The sequence below is a fragment of the Frischella sp. Ac48 genome (assembly GCF_019641635.1).
GTDB lineage: Bacteria > Pseudomonadota > Gammaproteobacteria > Enterobacterales > Orbaceae > Frischella > Frischella japonica.
In genome coordinates, this window is sequence record NZ_JAETXP010000009.1 from 773,197 (window position 1) to 793,240 (window position 20,044).

General features: G+C 31.7%; 13 protein-coding genes and 1 pseudogene. 4 read left to right on the forward strand and 10 right to left on the reverse strand.

All coding sequences use genetic code 11. The annotated features are described in order from the left end of the window. Positions 1–9 precede the first annotated feature (9 nt). Together lolD and lolE are read left to right on the forward strand one after the other, a co-directional pair. Complete coding sequence (gene lolD / locus JMI89_RS08075; protein WP_220679797.1) at positions 10–705, forward strand: lipoprotein-releasing ABC transporter ATP-binding protein LolD; 696 nt, start codon at positions 10–12, stop codon at positions 703–705. Between the two features lie 4 nt (positions 706–709). Then, positions 710–1,945 (forward strand): lipoprotein-releasing ABC transporter permease subunit LolE, encoded by a 1,236-nt coding sequence (lolE, locus tag JMI89_RS08080; protein ID WP_220679768.1) that lies wholly within the window; start codon positions 710–712, stop codon positions 1,943–1,945. Positions 1,946–1,962: 17 nt separating this feature from the next. Here the strand turns inward: lolE and JMI89_RS08085 are convergent, their stop codons facing one another. The 8 genes and pseudogenes from JMI89_RS08085 to JMI89_RS08120 all read right to left on the reverse strand — a co-directional run bounded on the left by JMI89_RS08085 (position 1,963) and on the right by JMI89_RS08120 (position 12,669). After that, on the reverse strand, positions 1,963–2,391 hold the full coding sequence (locus JMI89_RS08085) for an H-NS family nucleoid-associated regulatory protein (RefSeq protein ID WP_220679769.1): 429 nt from the start codon (positions 2,389–2,391) through the stop codon (positions 1,963–1,965). A 16-nt stretch (positions 2,392–2,407) separates the two neighbouring features. Beyond that, complete coding sequence (locus JMI89_RS08090; RefSeq protein ID WP_220679770.1) at positions 2,408–3,940, reverse strand: exopolyphosphatase; 1,533 nt, start codon at positions 3,938–3,940, stop codon at positions 2,408–2,410. 10 nt (positions 3,941–3,950) lie between these two features. Next, on the reverse strand, positions 3,951–6,011 hold the full coding sequence (gene ppk1 / locus JMI89_RS08095; protein WP_220679771.1) for a polyphosphate kinase 1: 2,061 nt from the start codon (positions 6,009–6,011) through the stop codon (positions 3,951–3,953). A gap of 262 nt (positions 6,012–6,273) precedes the next feature. Further along, complete coding sequence (locus tag JMI89_RS08100; RefSeq protein ID WP_220679772.1) at positions 6,274–7,809, reverse strand: hypothetical protein; 1,536 nt, start codon at positions 7,807–7,809, stop codon at positions 6,274–6,276. 229 nt (positions 7,810–8,038) lie between these two features. Then, a pseudogene (locus JMI89_RS12065) lies at positions 8,039–8,199 on the reverse strand (pyruvate kinase); the annotation flags it as partial. Positions 8,200–8,682: 483 nt separating this feature from the next. Then, positions 8,683–10,173, reverse strand: a complete 1,491-nt coding sequence (locus tag JMI89_RS08110; protein WP_220679773.1) for a hypothetical protein — start codon at positions 10,171–10,173, stop codon at positions 8,683–8,685. A 273-nt stretch (positions 10,174–10,446) separates the two neighbouring features. Next, positions 10,447–11,856: a pyruvate kinase PykF gene (pykF, locus tag JMI89_RS08115; protein WP_220679774.1), complete on the reverse strand. Its 1,410-nt coding sequence runs from the start codon at positions 11,854–11,856 to the stop codon at positions 10,447–10,449. Positions 11,857–12,231: 375 nt separating this feature from the next. Next, positions 12,232–12,669 carry an META domain-containing protein gene (locus JMI89_RS08120; RefSeq protein ID WP_187755265.1) on the reverse strand — a complete coding sequence of 146 codons (438 nt, stop codon included), beginning with the start codon at positions 12,667–12,669 and terminating at the stop codon, positions 12,232–12,234. Between the two features lie 791 nt (positions 12,670–13,460). On the opposite strand from JMI89_RS08120, the gene JMI89_RS08125 reads away from it, so the two are divergent. Both JMI89_RS08125 and hrpA read left to right on the forward strand, forming a co-directional pair. Continuing rightward, on the forward strand, positions 13,461–13,628 hold the full coding sequence (locus JMI89_RS08125) for a hypothetical protein (RefSeq protein ID WP_220679775.1): 168 nt from the start codon (positions 13,461–13,463) through the stop codon (positions 13,626–13,628). Positions 13,629–14,210: 582 nt separating this feature from the next. Next, complete coding sequence (hrpA, locus tag JMI89_RS08130) at positions 14,211–18,113, forward strand: ATP-dependent RNA helicase HrpA (protein WP_220679776.1); 3,903 nt, start codon at positions 14,211–14,213, stop codon at positions 18,111–18,113. Between the two features lie 52 nt (positions 18,114–18,165). Here hrpA and JMI89_RS08135 read toward each other — a convergent pair whose 3' ends face one another. Beyond that, positions 18,166–19,266 carry a YdgH/BhsA/McbA-like domain containing protein gene (locus JMI89_RS08135; protein ID WP_220679777.1) on the reverse strand — a complete coding sequence of 367 codons (1,101 nt, stop codon included), beginning with the start codon at positions 19,264–19,266 and terminating at the stop codon, positions 18,166–18,168. Between the two features lie 31 nt (positions 19,267–19,297). Continuing rightward, positions 19,298–20,020, reverse strand: coding sequence for a cyclic nucleotide-binding domain-containing protein (locus JMI89_RS08140; RefSeq protein WP_187755261.1), 723 nt, complete (start codon positions 20,018–20,020; stop codon positions 19,298–19,300). Positions 20,021–20,044: the final 24 nt, after the last annotated feature.

Consider the following 20,044-nt stretch of genomic DNA (forward strand, 5'->3'; position numbering starts at 1 on the left):
GTATATACTATGGAATGTCAACCGTTAATATCGACGTTAAACCTTTGTAAAAATTACCAAGAAGGTAAAGTCATTACTGAAGTATTAAAATCGATCACTTTTGATATCTATCCCAATACCTTAACATCCATTATTGGCAGTTCAGGCTCAGGTAAAAGCACATTACTGCATTTGTTAGGTGGTTTAGATAGTGCATCTTCGGGTGATATTTTATTTAGATCTCACTCAATTAATCAACTATCTGAAAATGAAAAAGCAAAATTACGTAACAAAGAAATTGGTTTTGTTTATCAATTTCATCATCTACTTTCTGACTTTAGTGCGCTTGAAAATATTGCTATGCCTTTAATGATAAGTGGAATTCCCAATCAAGAAGCTCAAGAACGCGCTTTGGCAATGTTGGAAGCGGTTAATTTATTACATCGTGCTAAACATCGCCCTTCGGAACTTTCGGGGGGGGAACGTCAACGTATTGCTATTGGTCGCGCATTAATTAATCATCCGTCGATTGTTATGGCAGATGAGCCAACGGGTAACTTAGATCAAGCCACTGCCGAATCTATATTTGAATTACTGATCGATTTGAATCAAAAACAAGGTACAGCATTTTTAGTCGTTACTCATGATTTACAATTGGCGCGAAAAATGCAGCAGCAATTTGTTATGACCTCAGGTTCACTATCATTATTAAAACAACAAGGATAATGCTATGTTGGCTTTGGTTTTGGCAAAAAGATTTAGAAAAGGGCGTAAACAAAGTGCTATGTTATCCCTGATTTCGGTTATTTCGACCGCCAGTATTGCAATTGGTATTGCTGCATTAATTATTGGGTTAAGTGCTATGAATGGTTTTGAACGGGAATTGCATAACCGAGTATTATCCGTAATTCCACATGGTGAATTTTTTGCAGCAAATGGACGATTAACTAATTGGCGAACTGTTCAACAACAAATTGATCAAAATCCAGAAATTATTTCATCAGCTCCCTTTATCCGTTTTACCGGATTATTGGAAAATGGTAATAAATTAAAGGCTGTACAAGTACAAGGAATCGATCTTGAACAGGAAGCACAAACTAGTCGCTTACCAAAGTATATTTTAGCTAATCGATGGCAAGAATTTAAACCAAATAGTAAACAAATTTTAATTGGTATTGGTTTAGCTCAATCATTGGCGGTAAAAGAAGGGGAGTGGATTACATTAATGATTCCCTCTTCTGATTCAGCAGGACAATTAAAACAACCTAGACGTATAAGATTGCAAGTGGTAGGTATCATGAATTTTAGTGGCAGTTTAGGTAATGAGCTTGCTTTGCTTCCTCTGATTGATGCTCAGAAATATTTACAAATAGGTGACACTGTCACGGGTATTCAGGTTAATGTTAAAGATATTTATCAAGCCAATTACGTTATTAATCGCATTAAGTTAAATCTCTATCAACCGATTTTAACCTCCAGTTGGGAACGTAGCTATGGTTATATGTACCATGATATTCAAATGATTCGGCAAATTATGTATCTTGCTATGATTATCGTTATTAGTGTAGCATGTTTTAGTATTGTTTCAACTTTGGTTATTGCTGTTAAGGATAAACAACGAGAAATAGCTATTCTTAAAACATTAGGGGCGAATAACCGACTGATTAGCCAAACATTTATTTGCTATGGCGTTATTTCAGGATTAATTGGAAGCTTAGTTGGTGTAGTATTAGGGGTAAGCATTTCCAGCCAATTATCACAGATAGTGAAAGGTGTAGAAGTATTACTTGGTCATTCGTTGCTCAATAGTCATATCTATTTTATTGATTTTCTGCCTTCAGAAATTCACCTAAGTGATGTAATCATAGTATTTTTTACTTCATTATTATTAACATTAATTGCCAGTTATTACCCAGCCAGAAGAGCCTGTAACGTTGATCCGGTTAAAATTTTAAATGGTTATTAATTTACTATTTCATTGGTTTATTTGTTGCTAAATTCAATAAGAAAGTCATTAAGTGATTTGTTTTTTCCCGAATTGATGGCAATCCGGATAGGTTTAGGCATTCTACCCTGGCCTGTCCAGGTTCTGAAATTGCCTGAATCATCAAAATATTTATATTTTGGTGGACGAATAGGTCTGACTCTGTGAATTTTTCGGAAAGAAGGAAAATCGGCTTTTTTTAACAAATCATTTAATTCTATTCCATCTTGTTTCATTTGCTGCAAATAGGTTTCGAGTTTTTTATCATATTTGATAACATTTTCTAGAGCAAGTTTGTTATGTTGATAACGTTCTTGGATAATTTGATTAAGTTTTTGATATATATCTTCTAAAAGCTCCAGCGACAAATTTTTTGTTTGAGCTCTTAAACTACGAATATTATTGGATATTAGGATCTTTTTAACCATAACAATTTTTTTATTTTTATTCTATTATAAAATTTAACTGCCAGTTTTTATTTTCTTGCCAATAGGTTTGTTCTTGCTCAAGATCAAGTAAAATCAATTGATTTTTTTCAGCAAAATTTCGCTCAATTATTAAATCAAGATGGAAAATATTATCATTTAAAGTCATTAATTTAAATACTTTTTCATCTAATGTCGCACAGCGTTGATTGTTGATTAAAACCGCTAATCTTAGAATTTGTAACATCACAATTACGTGTTTTTGTTCAAATAAACTGAAATTAGGAATATTTTCCAACTTGAATGCTTTGCGATGATAACGTATTAATGTTGCCATTAAAAATTGTTGTTCTTCATTAAACCCTGCCATGTTGCAATTTTTTATGATATAGGCAGAATGTTTATGAATATTGGAAAAATTAATACTTAATCCTATTTCATGTAGCCATGCAGCCCAATAAAGTAAAGATTCTAATTTTTCATCAATTATTATCTTGGAAGATTGTTGCCATTGGGAAAATAGCCATTTGGCGATATCAACCGTTTTGCTAGCATGTACAACATCAATTTTATAATGTTTAATTAAGAAACTGACCGTTTTTTGACAGATATCTTGATTTCCTTGGTTATGATTTGTTAATTCATATAATACACCTTCTCTAAGAGCACTATGAGTGTAATGAAGTTCTTGTAAAGCAAATGCATTAAATACACCATAAAATATGGCAAGGCCACTTACAAAAATCTGTTTTCGTTCGTTGGATAATGATGGAAAATCAATTTCAGAAAAGGTTTTAAATTCTAAAATATAGGCTACCAGATCATCAAGACGTTTTGGCGTAATGATGCCATCAGTTACTCCTAAATCAAGTAATATGTTATAAATACTTTTGATAGTACCTGATGAACCAAAAGCAACCGATACGTTTTTGCTTTTAACCGATGTAATCAATTTTTCGACTTGTTGTTCGGCAGCTAATTTTGCCCGTTCAAATGATGCTTTATTAATAATTTGTTTGGGAAAAAATTGTTTAGCAAAGGTTACACACCCCATAGGGCGACTTTCGACAAAAGACGGAATTTGGTCTTTTCCAATTGCAATCTCAGTCGAACCTCCGCCAACATCAATAACTAATTTGACATCAGACTGCTTAACTGATTCACTGTTAATTGCCCCTAAATAAATTAAGCGTGCTTCTTCTTGTCCAGAAACAACTTCAATAGGAAAGGGCAGAACACGGGCCGCTTGCATTAAAAATTGATAACGATTTCGGGCTATTCGTAAGGTATATGTACCAATGACTTTAACATGAGATGCAGGAAAATTTTTTAATCGTTCAGCAAATAAAGTTAAACACTGTATACCACGTTGAATAATCTCAGCACTTAACTGATTTTGGTCATCTAATCCCGTTGCCAATTGAACATGCTGTTTATTTTTATAAATGATTTGCAGTGAGTTATCCATTTTCTTAGCAATGATCATATGAAAACTATTCGAACCAAGATCCACAACAGCATATTCATTAAATGTTTGTTTTAAATCTTTCATTCAATTATCCTTAATGCTGGTTATCATTTTCTAAGCGATTTAAGTATTCATAGATAGCTGTTTGTGAACGTACTCGTTTTTTATTGCCACGTTGAAGATAAGCATTTTTAAGATCTTGATCGATAATCCTCGCTTTAACATTATCACTTGCTTGAATCATAAAAATATCTTGAATGATTTTCTTTAAGGAGCTATCTAACACTTTCACACCCACCTCAACTCGGTTATCAATATTACGTGGCATCCAGTCCGCAGACGAGATATAAGTATCTTTTTGACCATTATTTTCAAAAATATAGACGCGTGCATGTTCAAGAAAGCGATCAACGATACTGGTAACAAAGATATTTTCACTTAAATTAGGTACTTGTGGCTTAAGAATACACATCCCACGAATAATCATCCTCACTTTAACACCAGCGCTTGAGGCTTCATATAATTTATTGATCATCTCTTTATCTGTCATAGCATTAAGTTTTAAATAAATGCCACACGGTTTACCTGCTTTTGCATGGTCAATTTCACGTTGGACAAATTGCATAAATTTTAAGCGGGTATTTTGTGGTGAAACTAATAGATAATTGAATGTGACAGGCTTAAATGGGTTCTCAATAAAGTTAAAAACTTTTTTAACTTCTTCTGTAATCATAGGATCGGCGGTAAGTAATGAAAAATCTGTATATATTTTAGCGGTTTTTTCATTGAAATTTCCCGAACCGATATGGGCATAGCGCATAATTTTATCGTTTTCTTTACGTTCAATAAGAAATAATTTGGCATGAATTTTTAGTCTAGGTTGAGAATAAATGACTTTAACGCCTGAACTCATTAAGGTTTTTGCCCAGTGTATATTAATTTCTTCGTCAAATCGTGCTTGCAATTCAACGACAACTGTGACTTTTTTACCATTATTCGCAGCATTGATTGCGGCTTGTACAAATCGTGAATCTTTTGCTACCCGATAGATATTGACCCGTATGTGGGTAACACTGGGATCAAATGAAGCTTGACGCATGATTTCCAGCACATGGCTGAATGAATAATAAGGATAATATAGTAAAATATCTCGATCACGAATTGCATCAAAGGCATTGCGAAATTTTTTGAAACGGTTGTAAGTTAGACTTGGCAAGACTTTATTAAGTAAATTAATCCTACCAATACATGGAAACTCCATTAAATCTTTCAAATTTGGATAACGACCACCTTGCATCGCATCATTTTCAGTTAATTTTAATTTAGATAAAAGTAACTCCATCAATGTTTTAGGCATGTCTTTTTGATATATGAATCTTACTGGTTGTGCGGTGATGCGTTGTTTTAATCCTTGTGACATTAATTCTAATAAGCTATCCATTTCGCTACTAAGTTCATATTCTGCATCACGATTAAATTTGATTGAGTAAGCATTGAATTGCGTCGCATCGAAGAAAATTTTAAAAATATCAGGCAAACAAAAGCGTAAAATATTATCTAAAAATATTAGGGATTTATTTTTGGACGCGGAATCTGACGGGAGTAATACAAAACGTGAAACTTTTTCGGTAGGTAATTCTAAAAGTGCATATTTTATATCATTATTGTTAATAATTTCCACGGCAAGATAGGAATGATCATCTTTTAAAAATTGAATCAAGTCCGTATGACTATCGAGTAATATAGGGTTGATATATTGCCGTAAATTTTGTTTATAAAATTTTCTAATCCATTCTTCCTGAAGTGAAGTAAGTTGGCGTTCATTGATTAAGAAAATCTGATTTCTTGCCATTTCTAAAAGCAATTCATTATAAAGTGTTTCAAATTTCAATTCCGCTTGAATCACTTTCTGATGAACTAATTTAAGAATATTTTTGGCACTAGATGCATTACCTTTTTCTTGTTCAATTAGCACATTGCGTTTTAAATTAGCAAACTGAACTTTATAAAATTCATCCAGATTATTTGAATAAATTCCTAAAAATCTTACTCGTTCAATAAGTGGATTGCTAAGATCAGCCGCTTCTTGTAACACGCGTTCGTTAAACGCTAACCAACTTATTTCTTTTTGAAAATATAAATTTTCACTATTCATATTACTTTTAGATTAGTCTCTTAATCAAATTCTAACATGATTATACTTATAATATATTGATTTTGCACTTCGAATGTGATTTTAAATAAGATAAATATTGATTAAATACTGTTTAAATCGATTTAAAATTAATTCATTCAATTTATGTTAAGAACGTAATTTATAATTTATTAAATCACAACGATTAAATGGTTATTATTTGATATTAAAAATATAAAAGCACTATCGCAGTGGATAGTGCCTTAGTTTAGTACTATGCAACTTATTTACAAGCATAAGATCTGTCTCTAAATCCTGACCATGAACTCATATAAGAAATCATACCATCTAAGATAGAAACAATAATTGCTTCTTCTCCACCAAATCTATTCTTTCGTGTTTCGTTGACAAAAAACCAACCAGATACCCACTTAGATTTCGGGTAAGTGTCAGATGACTTAGCACCTTGTTGAACCAATCTTCCCCATTCCCCCAATACACCATTTCCAATCCCTCTTATAAATACATTAAATTGAATATCTCTATTTTGTACATTAATATCTGATGGGGTCTTATCAAAGTCCAAAGAGTTTTTGGAGTACCAAGTGTTGGCATTCAAGTCGTTACGTCCAACGAGTGATTTATTCTTTTTTGTGCATTTTTCGTTAAATTTGCTAACCTGATTCTCCGCTCGGGATGAGATTAGTTCGCCTGGATAAACCCACAACGAAATTTTAAATTTATATTTGAAGGTATATTCTGAATTTGATTTGAGAGCTGCTGTTATGATGATCTCATCTTCTGGTTGTGATTTGTCAACAAATGTAATCATACCATTTTTATCAACCGTAAATGTACCATTATTATAACTAATAGAATAATTATAATCTTCTTGTGATCCCCCCATTACCAATTGGAATTGTGCTCCATCAAATCCGGTTGTTGGGAAAGTTTTATCTGAAACAGTAGGTTTTACTTTAAAACCGAGATTAGCAACATAATCTGCTGTATATCCTCCACCGAATCGCTCATTTGGTCGATCTTGTTTAGAGCCATTAATACCAATGCCTGTGGGATTCCAAGCATCAGCATCAGTATAGTCCGCTCTAACGGCGCGCCATTGTGTATTAGGATCGACAATTAAACTATTAGGTTTTGCATAACACATGCCAACAAACGCAAGTTGATAAGCTTTGATTATAGAAGCTTGCTGAACAGGATCACTTGTATTGGGATGACCATATTTTGTGTGAACCTGAATATTTTTGCTGATAATTTCCAATGTTAAAGGCATTGCATATTTATTGTTATGGCATCCAATATTCTCGTAATCATTGGCGTCTATCTGTGTTTGGTTATTATCCCGCCAGATAAAGGTTAACTCTTGAGTAACCGGAATGTCAGCAAAACCATCCCCATCAGCATCATAATATTCACCAGTTGAATCATTTATCGCTTGACGTTCAGTAAAAAAAGTTTTCATCTTAAAATCGTTAAGATTAGTCATTGGGTTATCAAAATATAGAATTGAATCACTTTGTATATTACCGATAGATTCACTATAATCTGTTTGGTTATAGGTAAATCCTAATTTATTTTTAACTGAATCAGTTATAAAAAATTCTGGTGGATTGCCTTGAATTGATTTTGACGACGTCGAAGAAATTAATGCATTTGCTATATTGATATTACTGAAAACTAATAAAAGTAAGACAGGGGGTATTTGATAAATTAATTTTGGTGCGATAACAGTTAGCAATTTTATAATATAGTTTAATTTTATGAAGTTTGGGCTAGTATTATTTTTATATATTTCCATTCTAATATCTTCTTTTTATTTTTTTGATTTATTAGCTAAATACTGATTAAAATTATTGTATAAAGCGTTTATTAGAATCTCATCATAAGATTGTATGCGAAAGAATTCAAGTAGGCTGTAAAGTATTTGTTATTATTGTAATATTGTCTATAATCAGTTTGCTATAAATATTGATCTTTATTTTATTTTTGGCAGAAACTTCTTAAGTTATTATAAATAAATTTTTACAAATTTCCGATCCTTTAGTATCTAGCATAATTGCTGCTTTTAAGCCAGTCTCTAACATCACTTCACGTCAATTTCTAATCTAATCGCCTTGTTAATATAGTCACCATGTGAAAAGTTTAACCGCATAACATTAATCGCTGTATTTAAAGGTTTGGTTAGCATTTCTTTAGACTCTGATTTAAGTCCGATGATATATACAATTTTAGTTCTTTCGTAATGATTTCAGCTGTTAAGTTAATGTAAAAAATAAAATATTTATGGATTGTTTAAAATTAGGAATAAAAAAACAATGACCAAACATTGGTAGAATTAAATTATGGTTGTCTGTGAAATAATTACAAAGCTAAAAACACTGTCGATAAGGTTACCTGTTTTTTTGTTGATAATGTTTTCGCAAGATTAACTCGTAAACATTATAAATTATTGCTGCTTATTACATAACATTAATATATTGATTTGGCACTTCGAATATGGTTTTAAATAAGATAAATATTGATTAAATACTGTTTAGATTGATTTAAAATTAATTTATTCAATTTATGTTAAGGACGTAATTTATAATTTATCAAATTACAACGATTAAATGGTTATCATTTGATATTAAAGATATAAAAGCACTATCGCCTTGGATAGTGCCTTAGTTTATTACTCACGAACTGCTTGACAAACAAAAGATTTGTTCGAAAATCCGTTCCATAGACTTGGAAGAGAAACCATTCCATCGTAGCTGGATACTATTATTGGTTGAACTTTTCCACCAGTTTCTTTATTCTTTATAAAATCTCTGTTATAGTACCAAGCATATCCCCATTTAGATTTTGGATAAGTATCAGATGTCTTTTGACCTGGTTGAGCCAATCTTCCCCACTCAGTTATTACCCCACCGATAGACCTTGTCATTACATTATATTCGAAGTACTTAGTACTGCCACTTAAATCCCTATAAGTGGCCAACACTTTGTTATCGTTGATACATAATTGCTTCATCTCTTCAATTGTAAAATTAAACGATTCATCATCAAATATTTTCATCGGATATAGCCACTTGGCAATTTTGAAATTATATTTGAAGGTATAGTTTGGATCCGATTTGAGAGTTGCTGTCATGATGATCTCATCTTCTGGTTCTGATTTATCAACAAATGTAATCATACCGTTTTGATCAACCGTATATTTACCACTATTATAACTAATAGAATAATTATAATCCTCTTGTGATCCGCTCATTACCACTTGAAATTGTGCTCCGTCAAATCCTGTATATGGGAAATGACTAAGTGTATTATTTCCCGGTTTAAATTTAAATCCATGATAAGGGACATAATTTTTCGCATATCCTCCGCCATAAAATAGCACCGATTCAGTTTGACTGGCGCCATTAATATTAACGCCAGTGGGATTCCAACCAGAAAGACCGGTTTTGTCGGCTTTAACGGCGCGCCACTGTGTAGTAGGATCGACAATTAAACTATTAGGTTTTGCATAACATATGCCAACAAAAGCAAGTTGATAAGTTTTAATTATAGGCTGAACAGGATCACTGGTATTAGGATGACCGTATTTTGTGTGAACCTGAATATTATTGCTGATAATTTCCAATGTTAAAGGCATTGCATATTTATTGTTATGGCATCCAATATTCTCGTAATCATTGACGTCTATTTCTTTATTGTTATTATCCCGCCAGATAAAGGTTAAATCTTGAGTAACCGGAATGTCTGCAAAATCATCCCCATCAACATCAAAATAATCGCCGGTTAAATCATTAGTTGTTCTACGTTTAGTAAAAAAGGTTATCATCTTAAAGTCGTTAAGATTAATCATTGGCTTATTAAAATATAAAATTGAATCACTTTGTACATTACCAATAGATTCACTATAATTCTGGTGATTATATTTAAACCCTAATTTATTATTAACTGAATCAGTTATAAAAAATTCCGGTGGATTGCCTTGAATTGTTTTTGATGATGTTGTAGAAATTATTGCATTTGCCATATTAATATTACTGAAAACTAGTAAAATTAGGGCTGGGGATATTTGATAAATTAATTTTGGTGCGATAACTGTTAGCAAATTAATAATATAGTTCAATTTTATAAAGTTATGGCTAGTATTATTTTTATCTATTTCCATTCTAATACCTTCTTTTTATTTTTCGATTTATTAGTTAGAATCAACTAATTTAAATCTTATCATAATCATTGTTCAAGTTAGCTATTGAGGAATTTTTCATTATTGTGATGTTGCAGCAAGGTATTGTCTATATCGGTTTGATATAAATATTAACAATATATTTACAAATACATATAGAAATTAACATGAATAATCTATAAAAAAGAAAACCCGATGAAAACATCGGGTTTATTCACCAAAAAGATTAATAAGTTAAGTTAGTTTTATGAATGATTAGACGCGGTGAACAGAAGTTGTATTGGTAGTACCACTGGGAACTAATGCACCAGATACCATTACCACGATATCGCCAGATTTTACATATCCTAATTTAACGGCCATATCTTTTCCTAAACGATAGAAATCATCAGTTGATTTTATAGCATCGATAAGAACGGGTTCAACCCCTTTAGTGAGCAATAATTGATTGATGGTTTTTTGACTGGAAGATAATGCTAATATTTTTGCTTTTGGGAAATAGTGACGTACTTCTCGAGCTGATTTTCCGCTACGGGTCGCAACAATAATTAACGGCGCATTTAATCTTTCAGCAATTTCTACTGCACCACAACAAACCGCTCCAGTAATTCTAAGTTTTTCAAGTGCTTGTAATTCTAATGAAGCTGAAATTGTTTTATCCGTACGTTTACAAATTGTTGCCATAACTTGCACAGTTTCTAAAGGATATTTACCTTTAGCGCTTTCACCAGATAGCATTACGGCATCAGTGCCATCTAAAATTGCGTTAGCGACATCGCCAGCTTCAGCACGAGTAGGGCGTGGATTTTTAATCATGGAGTCAAGCATCTGGGTGGCAGTAATAACCGGTTTAGAGGCTTTAATACATTTTTTGATCATCATTTTTTGGGCGAAAATCACTTCTTCAACTGGAATTTCCACACCTAAGTCACCGCGAGCTACCATGATACCATCTGAAGCTTCTAAAATTTCGTCAAAATTATCCAATCCTTCTTGATTTTCAATTTTTGAAATGATCTTAATGTCTTCACCGCCATGGTTGGCTAAATGTTTACGAATATCTTCGACATCAGAACGTTTACGAATAAAAGATGCAGCAATGAAATCAACGCCTTGTTCACAACCAAAGATTAAATCTTGTTTGTCTTTTTCAGCTAATGCAGGTAATTTAATAGACACGTTTGGTAAGTTAACACCTTTGTTTTCACCTAAATCACCGTTATTTAAAACTTTACAAATTACTTCATTACCTTTGATTTCTGTAACTTCCATGGCAATCAAACCATCATCAACTAAGACTCGATTACCGACACTTAAATCTTCAGCAAAACCTTCATAAGTAACAGCTACACGTTGAGAATTACCAATTACCGATTTGTCCGTGGTAAATGTAAATGTTTGACCAGCAACTAAAGAAACATCGTTACCACCTTCAAGTTTAATAGTTCGAATTTCAGGTCCTTTAGTATCTAGCATAATTGCTGCTTTAAAGCCGGTTTCTTGCATTACTTCTCGTAGATTTTTAATTCTACCGCCATGCTCATCATAGTCACCATGTGAAAAGTTTAAACGCATTACATTCATACCTGCATTTAAAAGTTTGGTTAACATTTCTTTAGACTCTGATTTAGGCCCAATGGTACATACAATTTTAGTTTTTTTCATAATGATATCTGCTATTAAGTTAATGTTAAAAATCAAATATTTGCGGATTGTTTAAAATTAGGAATAAAAAAACCAATGACTAAGCATTGGTAGAATTAAATTATGGCTGTCTGTGAAATAATTACAAAGCTAAAAACAATGTCGACAAAGTTACCTGTATTTTTTGTTGATAATGTTTTCACAAGATTAACTCATAAACAATATTAATAATTGTTGCCTATTATATAGCATCAATTTTTTTTATAAAGAATTTTATGATGTTTATTCAACTAATCTTATTATAATTAGAACAATCTTTATACCATTATTGATAATAATAATTAATTTAAATGCGAATAATTAAAAGAAAAGATGTTTCCCTTTAATTAAAAAATCTTACATTAAATCTTTAAGTTCGAAATATAAATCATTGGTTTTATCTTTCAATTGTAAAAGGGTATTATCATAGCCTTGTTTAATTTCAACAGTTGCCCCATTTTTGAACATTTGATAAATAATGGTATCTAGATTATTCAATTGCTGATCGTCGCACAATTTTTGAGTAGAAGAAAAATCAGCACTTTTAATGACATCTCGATTTAAAGAAGCTTGTCCAAAAAACTCATTGCACATTTTTCCGTTATATGTCAGTTTTTCACTAAACTCGATGAAGGCTTGTTTTTCTGGCGCTACTTCTTCACCATTTGCTTTAATGAGAGTAAAACGATGATGTTGTAATTCAACAGTTAGGATCGATTGTTTATCTTGTTTATCACAACCATTTAGTAATACAGTCGTTGCGAGTAACACAAATAAACCATAAAATTTTTTCATAATTTTATTCCTCATCTAGCAAAATAAGTTAAAACGATTAAACCAATATAACATTACCATAAATCATTTAAATGAGAGTTAACGTTTTGCAAATTTCCCATTACTTAATTGAACTTTTGCAATAATTATTAATTAACTTAAAAAATTTATAACAACTTTATAAATACAAAATATGCTTTATTTTTATCAAATACAAGAAGAATTTCATAAATTAGGTACAAATTCTTAATAAAAAATTTATATTAAATAATGAGTTATGTTTTTAAGGTGGTGACATACAATAAAGCTGTTATTAAACATAATATGAAACTAGAGAAGAGCAAAAGTGGTATCAAAACATAAGGAGTAAGACAATGATAGATGATGATTAAGCATTATTTTTCACTATGTGATGTACAACCGGGTTAACATATTAACCATTAGCAGCAATTACCTAGTTATGCATTATAAAAAAGTTTGGTTAAAAACTTTGGCGAATTTGGTTGATTTATTCAAAGTTGAGCTGGATAAAATGGAATTTTTTATGAAACTGCGACAAAATTATTCTAACAATTAGTTATTACACATGGCGATTATTTAGTGGTTGAGTAAGTTATATCAGCGAATGGTGAGCAATTAAAATTTGCTATTTGTGATAGTCAGCGTTATCTTGGTTGTCAAATAAGAAAAGGGTAATATTGTAGAATAAACTAGAAATATAATTTAGCTGACAGTTGGTTTTTATTCAATTATTTGAGCGTAAACAGCGTTGCATACTAAACCTATTCAGCTCGGTAAGATGGAGATAAAAAGTGAAAAATATGCTTATTGTTATGATCTTTTTTCCTTTATTTTCTTGGGCTTCTATCGTGCCAAATTGTTCTGATGAGAAAGTAACCAATCGGATAAAACAATATATAACAGATAAAATGATAGCGGTCTTTTTGCAACAAGATCCAAGTTTAAAAATGATAATTTAAAATATGCTTTTCATATTTATGTTAACAATATAATAACTCAAAACATGGATAAAAAACTAGGTTCATATATTTGTAATGCTAATCTTGAAATTTATTTTTTAGATAAGGAATTTGCTAAATTTCCTATTAGCTATCGTGTAAAGGATCCTGAAAATAGTGATGAAGGTTTTTACCTTACTTTACGGTAAAATTTTTAAGTTAATACACCGCCCATAAATCAGCACTTTTTATATATTTTTTAACTTTTTTCAAATTATCTAAATTAAAATATAAATTTGGTTGTGATAATTTTGCTTATCCCCTAAGAGCTTATCGACAATCTAGAAATTTTCGGAATTATTTTAATATACTTATTATCAATTTTGCTTACTGCTATGAAATTCATAACAATAAGTTAATGGTTGCTCTACTTGTCAATACTTGAAAAGTAATGCCACATACTATTGTTGTTAAGGCATAACCCTAACCGCTACATTTTTGTTTAATTAGCGGCACTATATAATAATTTCAATAAACTAAATAAAATTTGTTATAATAATTAACAAATTTAAATAATTTATGAAGATTTGATCGATTTAAATTATGCCTTATTATCAACATATAAAAGAATTATTTGGTAAATTAGAATCAGTAACTCTAAAACAAAAATCAAAATTAAAAAAAGAGTTAATACTTTTATCAAAGCAAAAATCTTGCGATGAAGTTGCTTTCTTAGCCATTAAAGAACAAATTGAAATGGCCAATTGCGAATTTGCCAATCGCCAACAACGTATTCCAAAATCAATTAATTATCCAACTGAATTACCTGTAAGCCAAAAGAAATCTGAGATTTACAATGCTATTCGAAACAATCAAGTAATTATTATAGCAGGGGAAACAGGTTCAGGTAAAACGACACAGATCCCTAAAATTTGTTTAGAACTGGGATTAGGCGTAAAAGGGTTTATTGGTCATACCCAACCAAGGCGTTTGGCTGCTCGATCGGTTGCTATACGATTGGCCGAGGAATTGAAAAGCGAAGTAGGCGATCTGGTCGGTTATAAAGTTCGTTTCAGTGATAATGTACAAGAAACAACACTGATAAAACTGATGACTGATGGAATTTTATTGGCTGAAGTTCAACAAGATCGTTTATTAACACAATATGATACCATTATTATTGATGAAGCCCATGAACGAAGTTTAAATATTGATTTTATTTTAGGTTATTTAAAGCAGATTTTAAACAAACGTCCTGATTTAAAAGTCATTATCACTTCAGCGACTATAGATGTAGAACGGTTTTCACGCCATTTTAATCATGCACCGATAATTGAAGTATCAGGACGTACTTATCCAGTTGAAGTCCGTTATCGTCCTTTCGTCAATGATGAAGATAGTTCTGATGATTTTCAAGCAATAATTAATGCAATTGATGAGTTATCAGTTCAAGATAAACTTGGTGATATTTTGATTTTTCTCACCGGAGAAAGAGAGATTCGTGACTTAGCCGAGGTGTTGAATAAATTAGATCTACAGCATACGGAAATTGTACCATTATATGCTAGATTATCTGCTTCAGAACAGAATCGCATTTTCCAAACACATAAAGGACGACGTATTATTTTATCTACCAATGTTGCTGAAACTTCGTTAACAGTACCTGGTATAAAGTTTGTTATTGATCCTGGTAAAGCACGTATTAGTCGTTATAGTTATCGTACTAAAGTTCAACGATTACCTATCGAACCAATATCACAGGCATCAGCTAATCAACGTAAAGGTCGATGTGGACGAACATCAGAAGGTATCTGCATTCGCTTATATGATGAACAGGATTTTCTTAGTCGTCCTGAGTTTACGGAGCCAGAAATATTACGTACGAATTTAGCATCCGTAATTTTACAAATGATAGCGTTAGATCTGGGAGATATTAACGCATTTCCATTTATTGAAGCACCGGATAAAAGACATATAACCGATGGTAGTCGAGTTTTAGAAGAATTAGGTGCAATTTATAGTAAAAAAAATCGTCTTCATTTAACTAGAATAGGGCGAATATTAGCACAATTGCCAATAGACCCACGTTTTGCTCGGATGTTAGTTGAATCTCGCCAACATGCTAGTGTTAGAGAAATTATGATTATCACAGCAGCTTTATCGATACAAGATCCGCGCGAACGCCCGTTTGATAAACAACAAGCAGCAGATTTGAAACATCAACGTTTTGCAGATAAAAATTCTGATTTTATAAGTTATCTTAACTTATGGAAATACATTGAGGAACAACAGAAAAGTTTAACGAATAATCAATTTCGCCAGTTGTGTCGCAAAGAATTTTTAAATTACTTGCGCATTAAAGAATGGCAGGATGTTTATACTCAGATTAGACAAACGATAAAACAGATTAATTTTCCAATTAATACTCAAGATAGTGATTATCCAGCCATTCATAAAGCCATATTAAGCGGATTACTTTCTCATATTGGTATGAAAGATTTGGAAAAACTAGAGTATCTTGGTCCAAGAAATATGAAGTTTTCAATTTTTCCAGGTTCTGCATTGTTTAAAGTATCACCAAAGTGGTGTGTTGCTGGTGAATTGGTTGAAACAACTAAATTATGGGGTAGAAATATTGCTAAGATTGAGGTTGACTGGATTGAACCTTTAGCTGGCCATCTTATCAAAAAGCAATATAATGAACCACATTGGTCAAAAAAGCAGGGTACAACCCTAGCGATTGAAAAAGTAACGTTATTTGGTTTACCAATCGTTTCTAATCGATTAGTCAATTATAGTCAAATTGATCCTAAATTAAGTCGTGAATTATTTATTCGACATGCTTTAGTAGAAGGTGACTGGGACGGTAATTATGATTTCTACCATAAAAATTTAAAACTAATTGAAGAAGTAGAATTACTTGAACATAAATCACGTAGACAAGATATTTTAGTTGATGAATCTACTTTATATCAATTTTATGATGAGAAGATACCTTCGACGGTAATATCAGCAAAACATTTCGCCGTTTGGTGGAAAAAAGAAAATTTACGTCATAGCGATTATTTGGTGTTTGATAAAAAAACATTAATTAACCCTAAAGCAATTAAAGTCTCGGATCAAGATTATCCTGATTATTGGTTATATGACAATAATCTTAAATTAAAGTTAAGTTATCATTTTGATATTGGTGGTAAAAGAGATGGAGTAACCGTTACTATTCCATTAACTATTTTAAATCAAATTGAAAATACAGAAGTATTTCAGTGGCAAGTCCCTGGGTTTCGTCAGGAATTGATTATTGCCTTAATAAAATCATTACCTAAATCATTACGTCGTAATTTAGTGCCTGCACCTAATTATGCTAAAGCCTTTTTAGAAAGGTGTAGTTCTTGTCAACAGGACTTTTTATCAACACTTGAAAATGAATTTAGGAAAATGACGGGGGTCTCCATAACTAGAGAAAATTGGCAATTATCAGCAATCGATGATTATTTAAAGATGACGTTTAATATTGTCGATGAAAATAATCAAACCATTATTATGGGTAAAGATCTTCAATCTATTAAACAACAATTGAAAGATAAAATCCAAAAAGTGTTAAGTAATGTAACTCAAGTAACCAATAGTGAGATTGAGAAACAACATCTTACGCAATGGGATTTTGGTGATATCCCATCAGTTTATGAGAAAAAGCAAAAACATTATACTGTTAAAGCATACCCAACATTAATTGATGAAGGTGATTATGTAGCTATTAAATTAGTTGATAGTCAACAGGAACAGTATCATTTAATGTTAGCGGGTATTCGGCGATTAGTTTATTTAAATATTCCGTCACCAATCAGATATATGCATGAAAAACTTCCTAATAAAGTTAAACTCGGGTTATATTTCAATCAATTTGGTAAAATAGATGACTTAATTGATGATTGTATTTTTTGTGGAATCGATTATTTAATTAAACAGCAATCTGATGGCTTTATCTTTCAACAACATTTATTTCAACAATTATTAGTTTCGGTAAAAGGTACCATTAATGAATTAGTGGTTGAAATAGCCAAGCAAGTCGAAAAAATTTTAACCTTAAATTATGAATTAAATAAAAAACTGAAAGGTCGTGTTGATTTAAATATGGCATTATCTTTTGCTGATATAAAACAACAATTATCACATTTAATATATAAGGGTTTTGTGGCTGATTTAGGATTTCAAAAGTTGCATGATGTTTATCGTTATTTACAGGCTATTGATAAACGTATCGAAAAACTATTTATTGATCCCAAACGTGATAGCGCTAATTTAATGATCATTAATCGCGTAGTTAAGCGTTATACTGCGTTAATAAATAATCTGAGGCAATATAAAGGGCAGGAAGATAAAATTGCTCAGATCCGTTGGATGATTGAAGAGTTGCGGATTAATCTATTTGCTCAACAAATTGGAACAGCATTTCCTATTTCTGAAAAAAGAATCAATCAAGTTTTTGATGAATTTAATAAATAAAGAAGAGGGCAGAGCCTCTTCTTTTAGTTTTATTTATATAAGAAACGCAATGTCAACGGTAAAGATCAACATATATTGTTTTATTAGGTCCTCTGCTATCTTGAGCAATGCGTGATATGTGGTAGTATTTTGCGCCTTTTGCTAACGCTTTTTTACCAGCATTAAATGATATTTCTTGTTCAGAAACGTAATAACCTTTAAATTTGATGGTATCAAATGGTACCATTTTTGCTGCAGTCGCATCATTTAATTCTTCAATTTTAGAACCATCCGGTAAGGTAACAGTATAACGTGATGATCGTTGCTGAGGAAGAATAGACGGTTGAGTACTGTTTTCATCAGTTTTTGCCGTATTAGTTGTTGTGCTATTAATTGCCGCAATCTTGGTGTCTGTTTCAACTGAAGTGTTTTGATTCTTGGCTTTAGTTGTTGTTACATTTTCAACGGTATTATTAAACTTCTTAGCATAGAATTGTTCATTGAATGCTGTAGAGGAATAATAACCTGGGCGCTCAACTTGCATTGCAGCCTCTCCACCTTGTGCTAAAGCAAGCTGGCCGGCTTCAGAATCATAAGGGATTGCATTTTCTGGTTGAATTTTGCGCTCGGGAGCATCTTTTTTAAATAAATAAGCGGTAATGTTTTGGTTACCACCATTATCTTCGATTGAACGATCGATAAAGAAAGCATAAGCCTGTTTTTTAGCTGCTGCTTTTGCTACTGCGGTATTTATTTCATATTGAGTCGGAAAATAACCGCGCAATCTAACAATGTCAAAAGGTTCAAAATGTATAGCTGTGTCTTTAGGATACTCTAAAACCCCAGAAAAATTTCTAAAGTTATGTTCCGTTTTATCAATAGACTGGGCATCAGATTTATATAATTTTGCATAAACGATACGTAGTCCATCATTGCTTGGTGCTACATTGGTACTTGTGATATAAAAATAAGCAGCGCCTTGTTTATCTGCCGCTTTGGAAATTGCTCGCACTTTATCTAACTCGCTGTAATATAAACCACGAATAGAAATTTCTTTAAACGACTGTAATGAATTAGCTTTTTCTGGGGTGAGTTCCTGAGCTGCAAATACTATATTGGAAGATAAAGTAGAGAATAACAGGGCAGCCAGACAAGATTTCTTTAATTGTTTCATATAAAATTCATTTCCCATTTTTGTGACAATGTCACTTGTGATATTCTGCAAACTTTATTAATGCAGATAGATCCTTAATCGAAATATATTTTCCTCGTGCTGTTAGAATATTTAAATCTTGCATACGAGTCAATATACGACTTATGGTTTCTATCGTTAATCCTAAATAATTTGCTATATCACTACGACTCATGGAAAGTTTAATATTTAAAGAAATATGCCCACGGCGTGCATATCTTAAATAAAGTGAATAAATAAAGGTAGCTACTTTTTCTTCAGCATTTTTCTGGGAAAAACATAAAATTAATTGTTGATAATCTTGAATGTCTTCACTCATTAGTTTCAAAAGTGTGTTTTGCATATGTGTATTTTGAGAAACTAACCCTATCAGTTCATTATATTTTAGTTCACAAACTAAGGTATTCGTCAAAGCACAAACAGAATTATTATATTTTAAATTATGAATACTATTTAAACCGATGATATCACCAGGAAGATAAAACCCATTTATTTGCTCTTTACCATTAACTGTAATATAGGTTTTTACGGCTCCACTATTAATAATATATATTTTATCCAAAGGTGTACCTTCATCAACAATCACTTGATTTTTAGCGATTTCCTTTTTGCGATTAATAAAATTATCGAGGGTGTTTTCAAGCAACTTTGGTATACAAATAGACGGGCCTATTCGGCAAAACTCACATGAAACAGAATAACTTTTACTGCGTATTGGTTTATATATATCGTGCATAAAGAATCTATATCTTGTTGTGAA

Bases quoted from the DNA above. Each gene is read 5' to 3' on its own strand.
- lolD (WP_220679797.1), top strand. From the start codon at position 10: ATGGAATGTCAACCGTTAATATCGACGTTAAACCTTTGTAAAAATTAC.
- lolE (WP_220679768.1), top strand. From the start codon at position 710: ATGTTGGCTTTGGTTTTGGCAAAAAGATTTAGAAAAGGGCGTAAACAA.
- JMI89_RS08085 (WP_220679769.1), bottom strand. From the start codon at position 2,391: ATGGTTAAAAAGATCCTAATATCCAATAATATTCGTAGTTTAAGAGCT.
- JMI89_RS08090 (WP_220679770.1), bottom strand. From the start codon at position 3,940: ATGAAAGATTTAAAACAAACATTTAATGAATATGCTGTTGTGGATCTT.
- ppk1 (WP_220679771.1), bottom strand. From the start codon at position 6,011: ATGAATAGTGAAAATTTATATTTTCAAAAAGAAATAAGTTGGTTAGCG.
- JMI89_RS08100 (WP_220679772.1), bottom strand. From the start codon at position 7,809: ATGGAAATATATAAAAATAATACTAGCCCAAACTTCATAAAATTAAAC.
- JMI89_RS08110 (WP_220679773.1), bottom strand. From the start codon at position 10,173: ATGGAAATAGATAAAAATAATACTAGCCATAACTTTATAAAATTGAAC.
- pykF (WP_220679774.1), bottom strand. From the start codon at position 11,856: ATGAAAAAAACTAAAATTGTATGTACCATTGGGCCTAAATCAGAGTCT.
- JMI89_RS08120 (WP_187755265.1), bottom strand. From the start codon at position 12,669: ATGAAAAAATTTTATGGTTTATTTGTGTTACTCGCAACGACTGTATTA.
- hrpA (WP_220679776.1), top strand. From the start codon at position 14,211: ATGCCTTATTATCAACATATAAAAGAATTATTTGGTAAATTAGAATCA.
- JMI89_RS08135 (WP_220679777.1), bottom strand. From the start codon at position 19,266: ATGAAACAATTAAAGAAATCTTGTCTGGCTGCCCTGTTATTCTCTACT.
- JMI89_RS08140 (WP_187755261.1), bottom strand. From the start codon at position 20,020: ATGCACGATATATATAAACCAATACGCAGTAAAAGTTATTCTGTTTCA.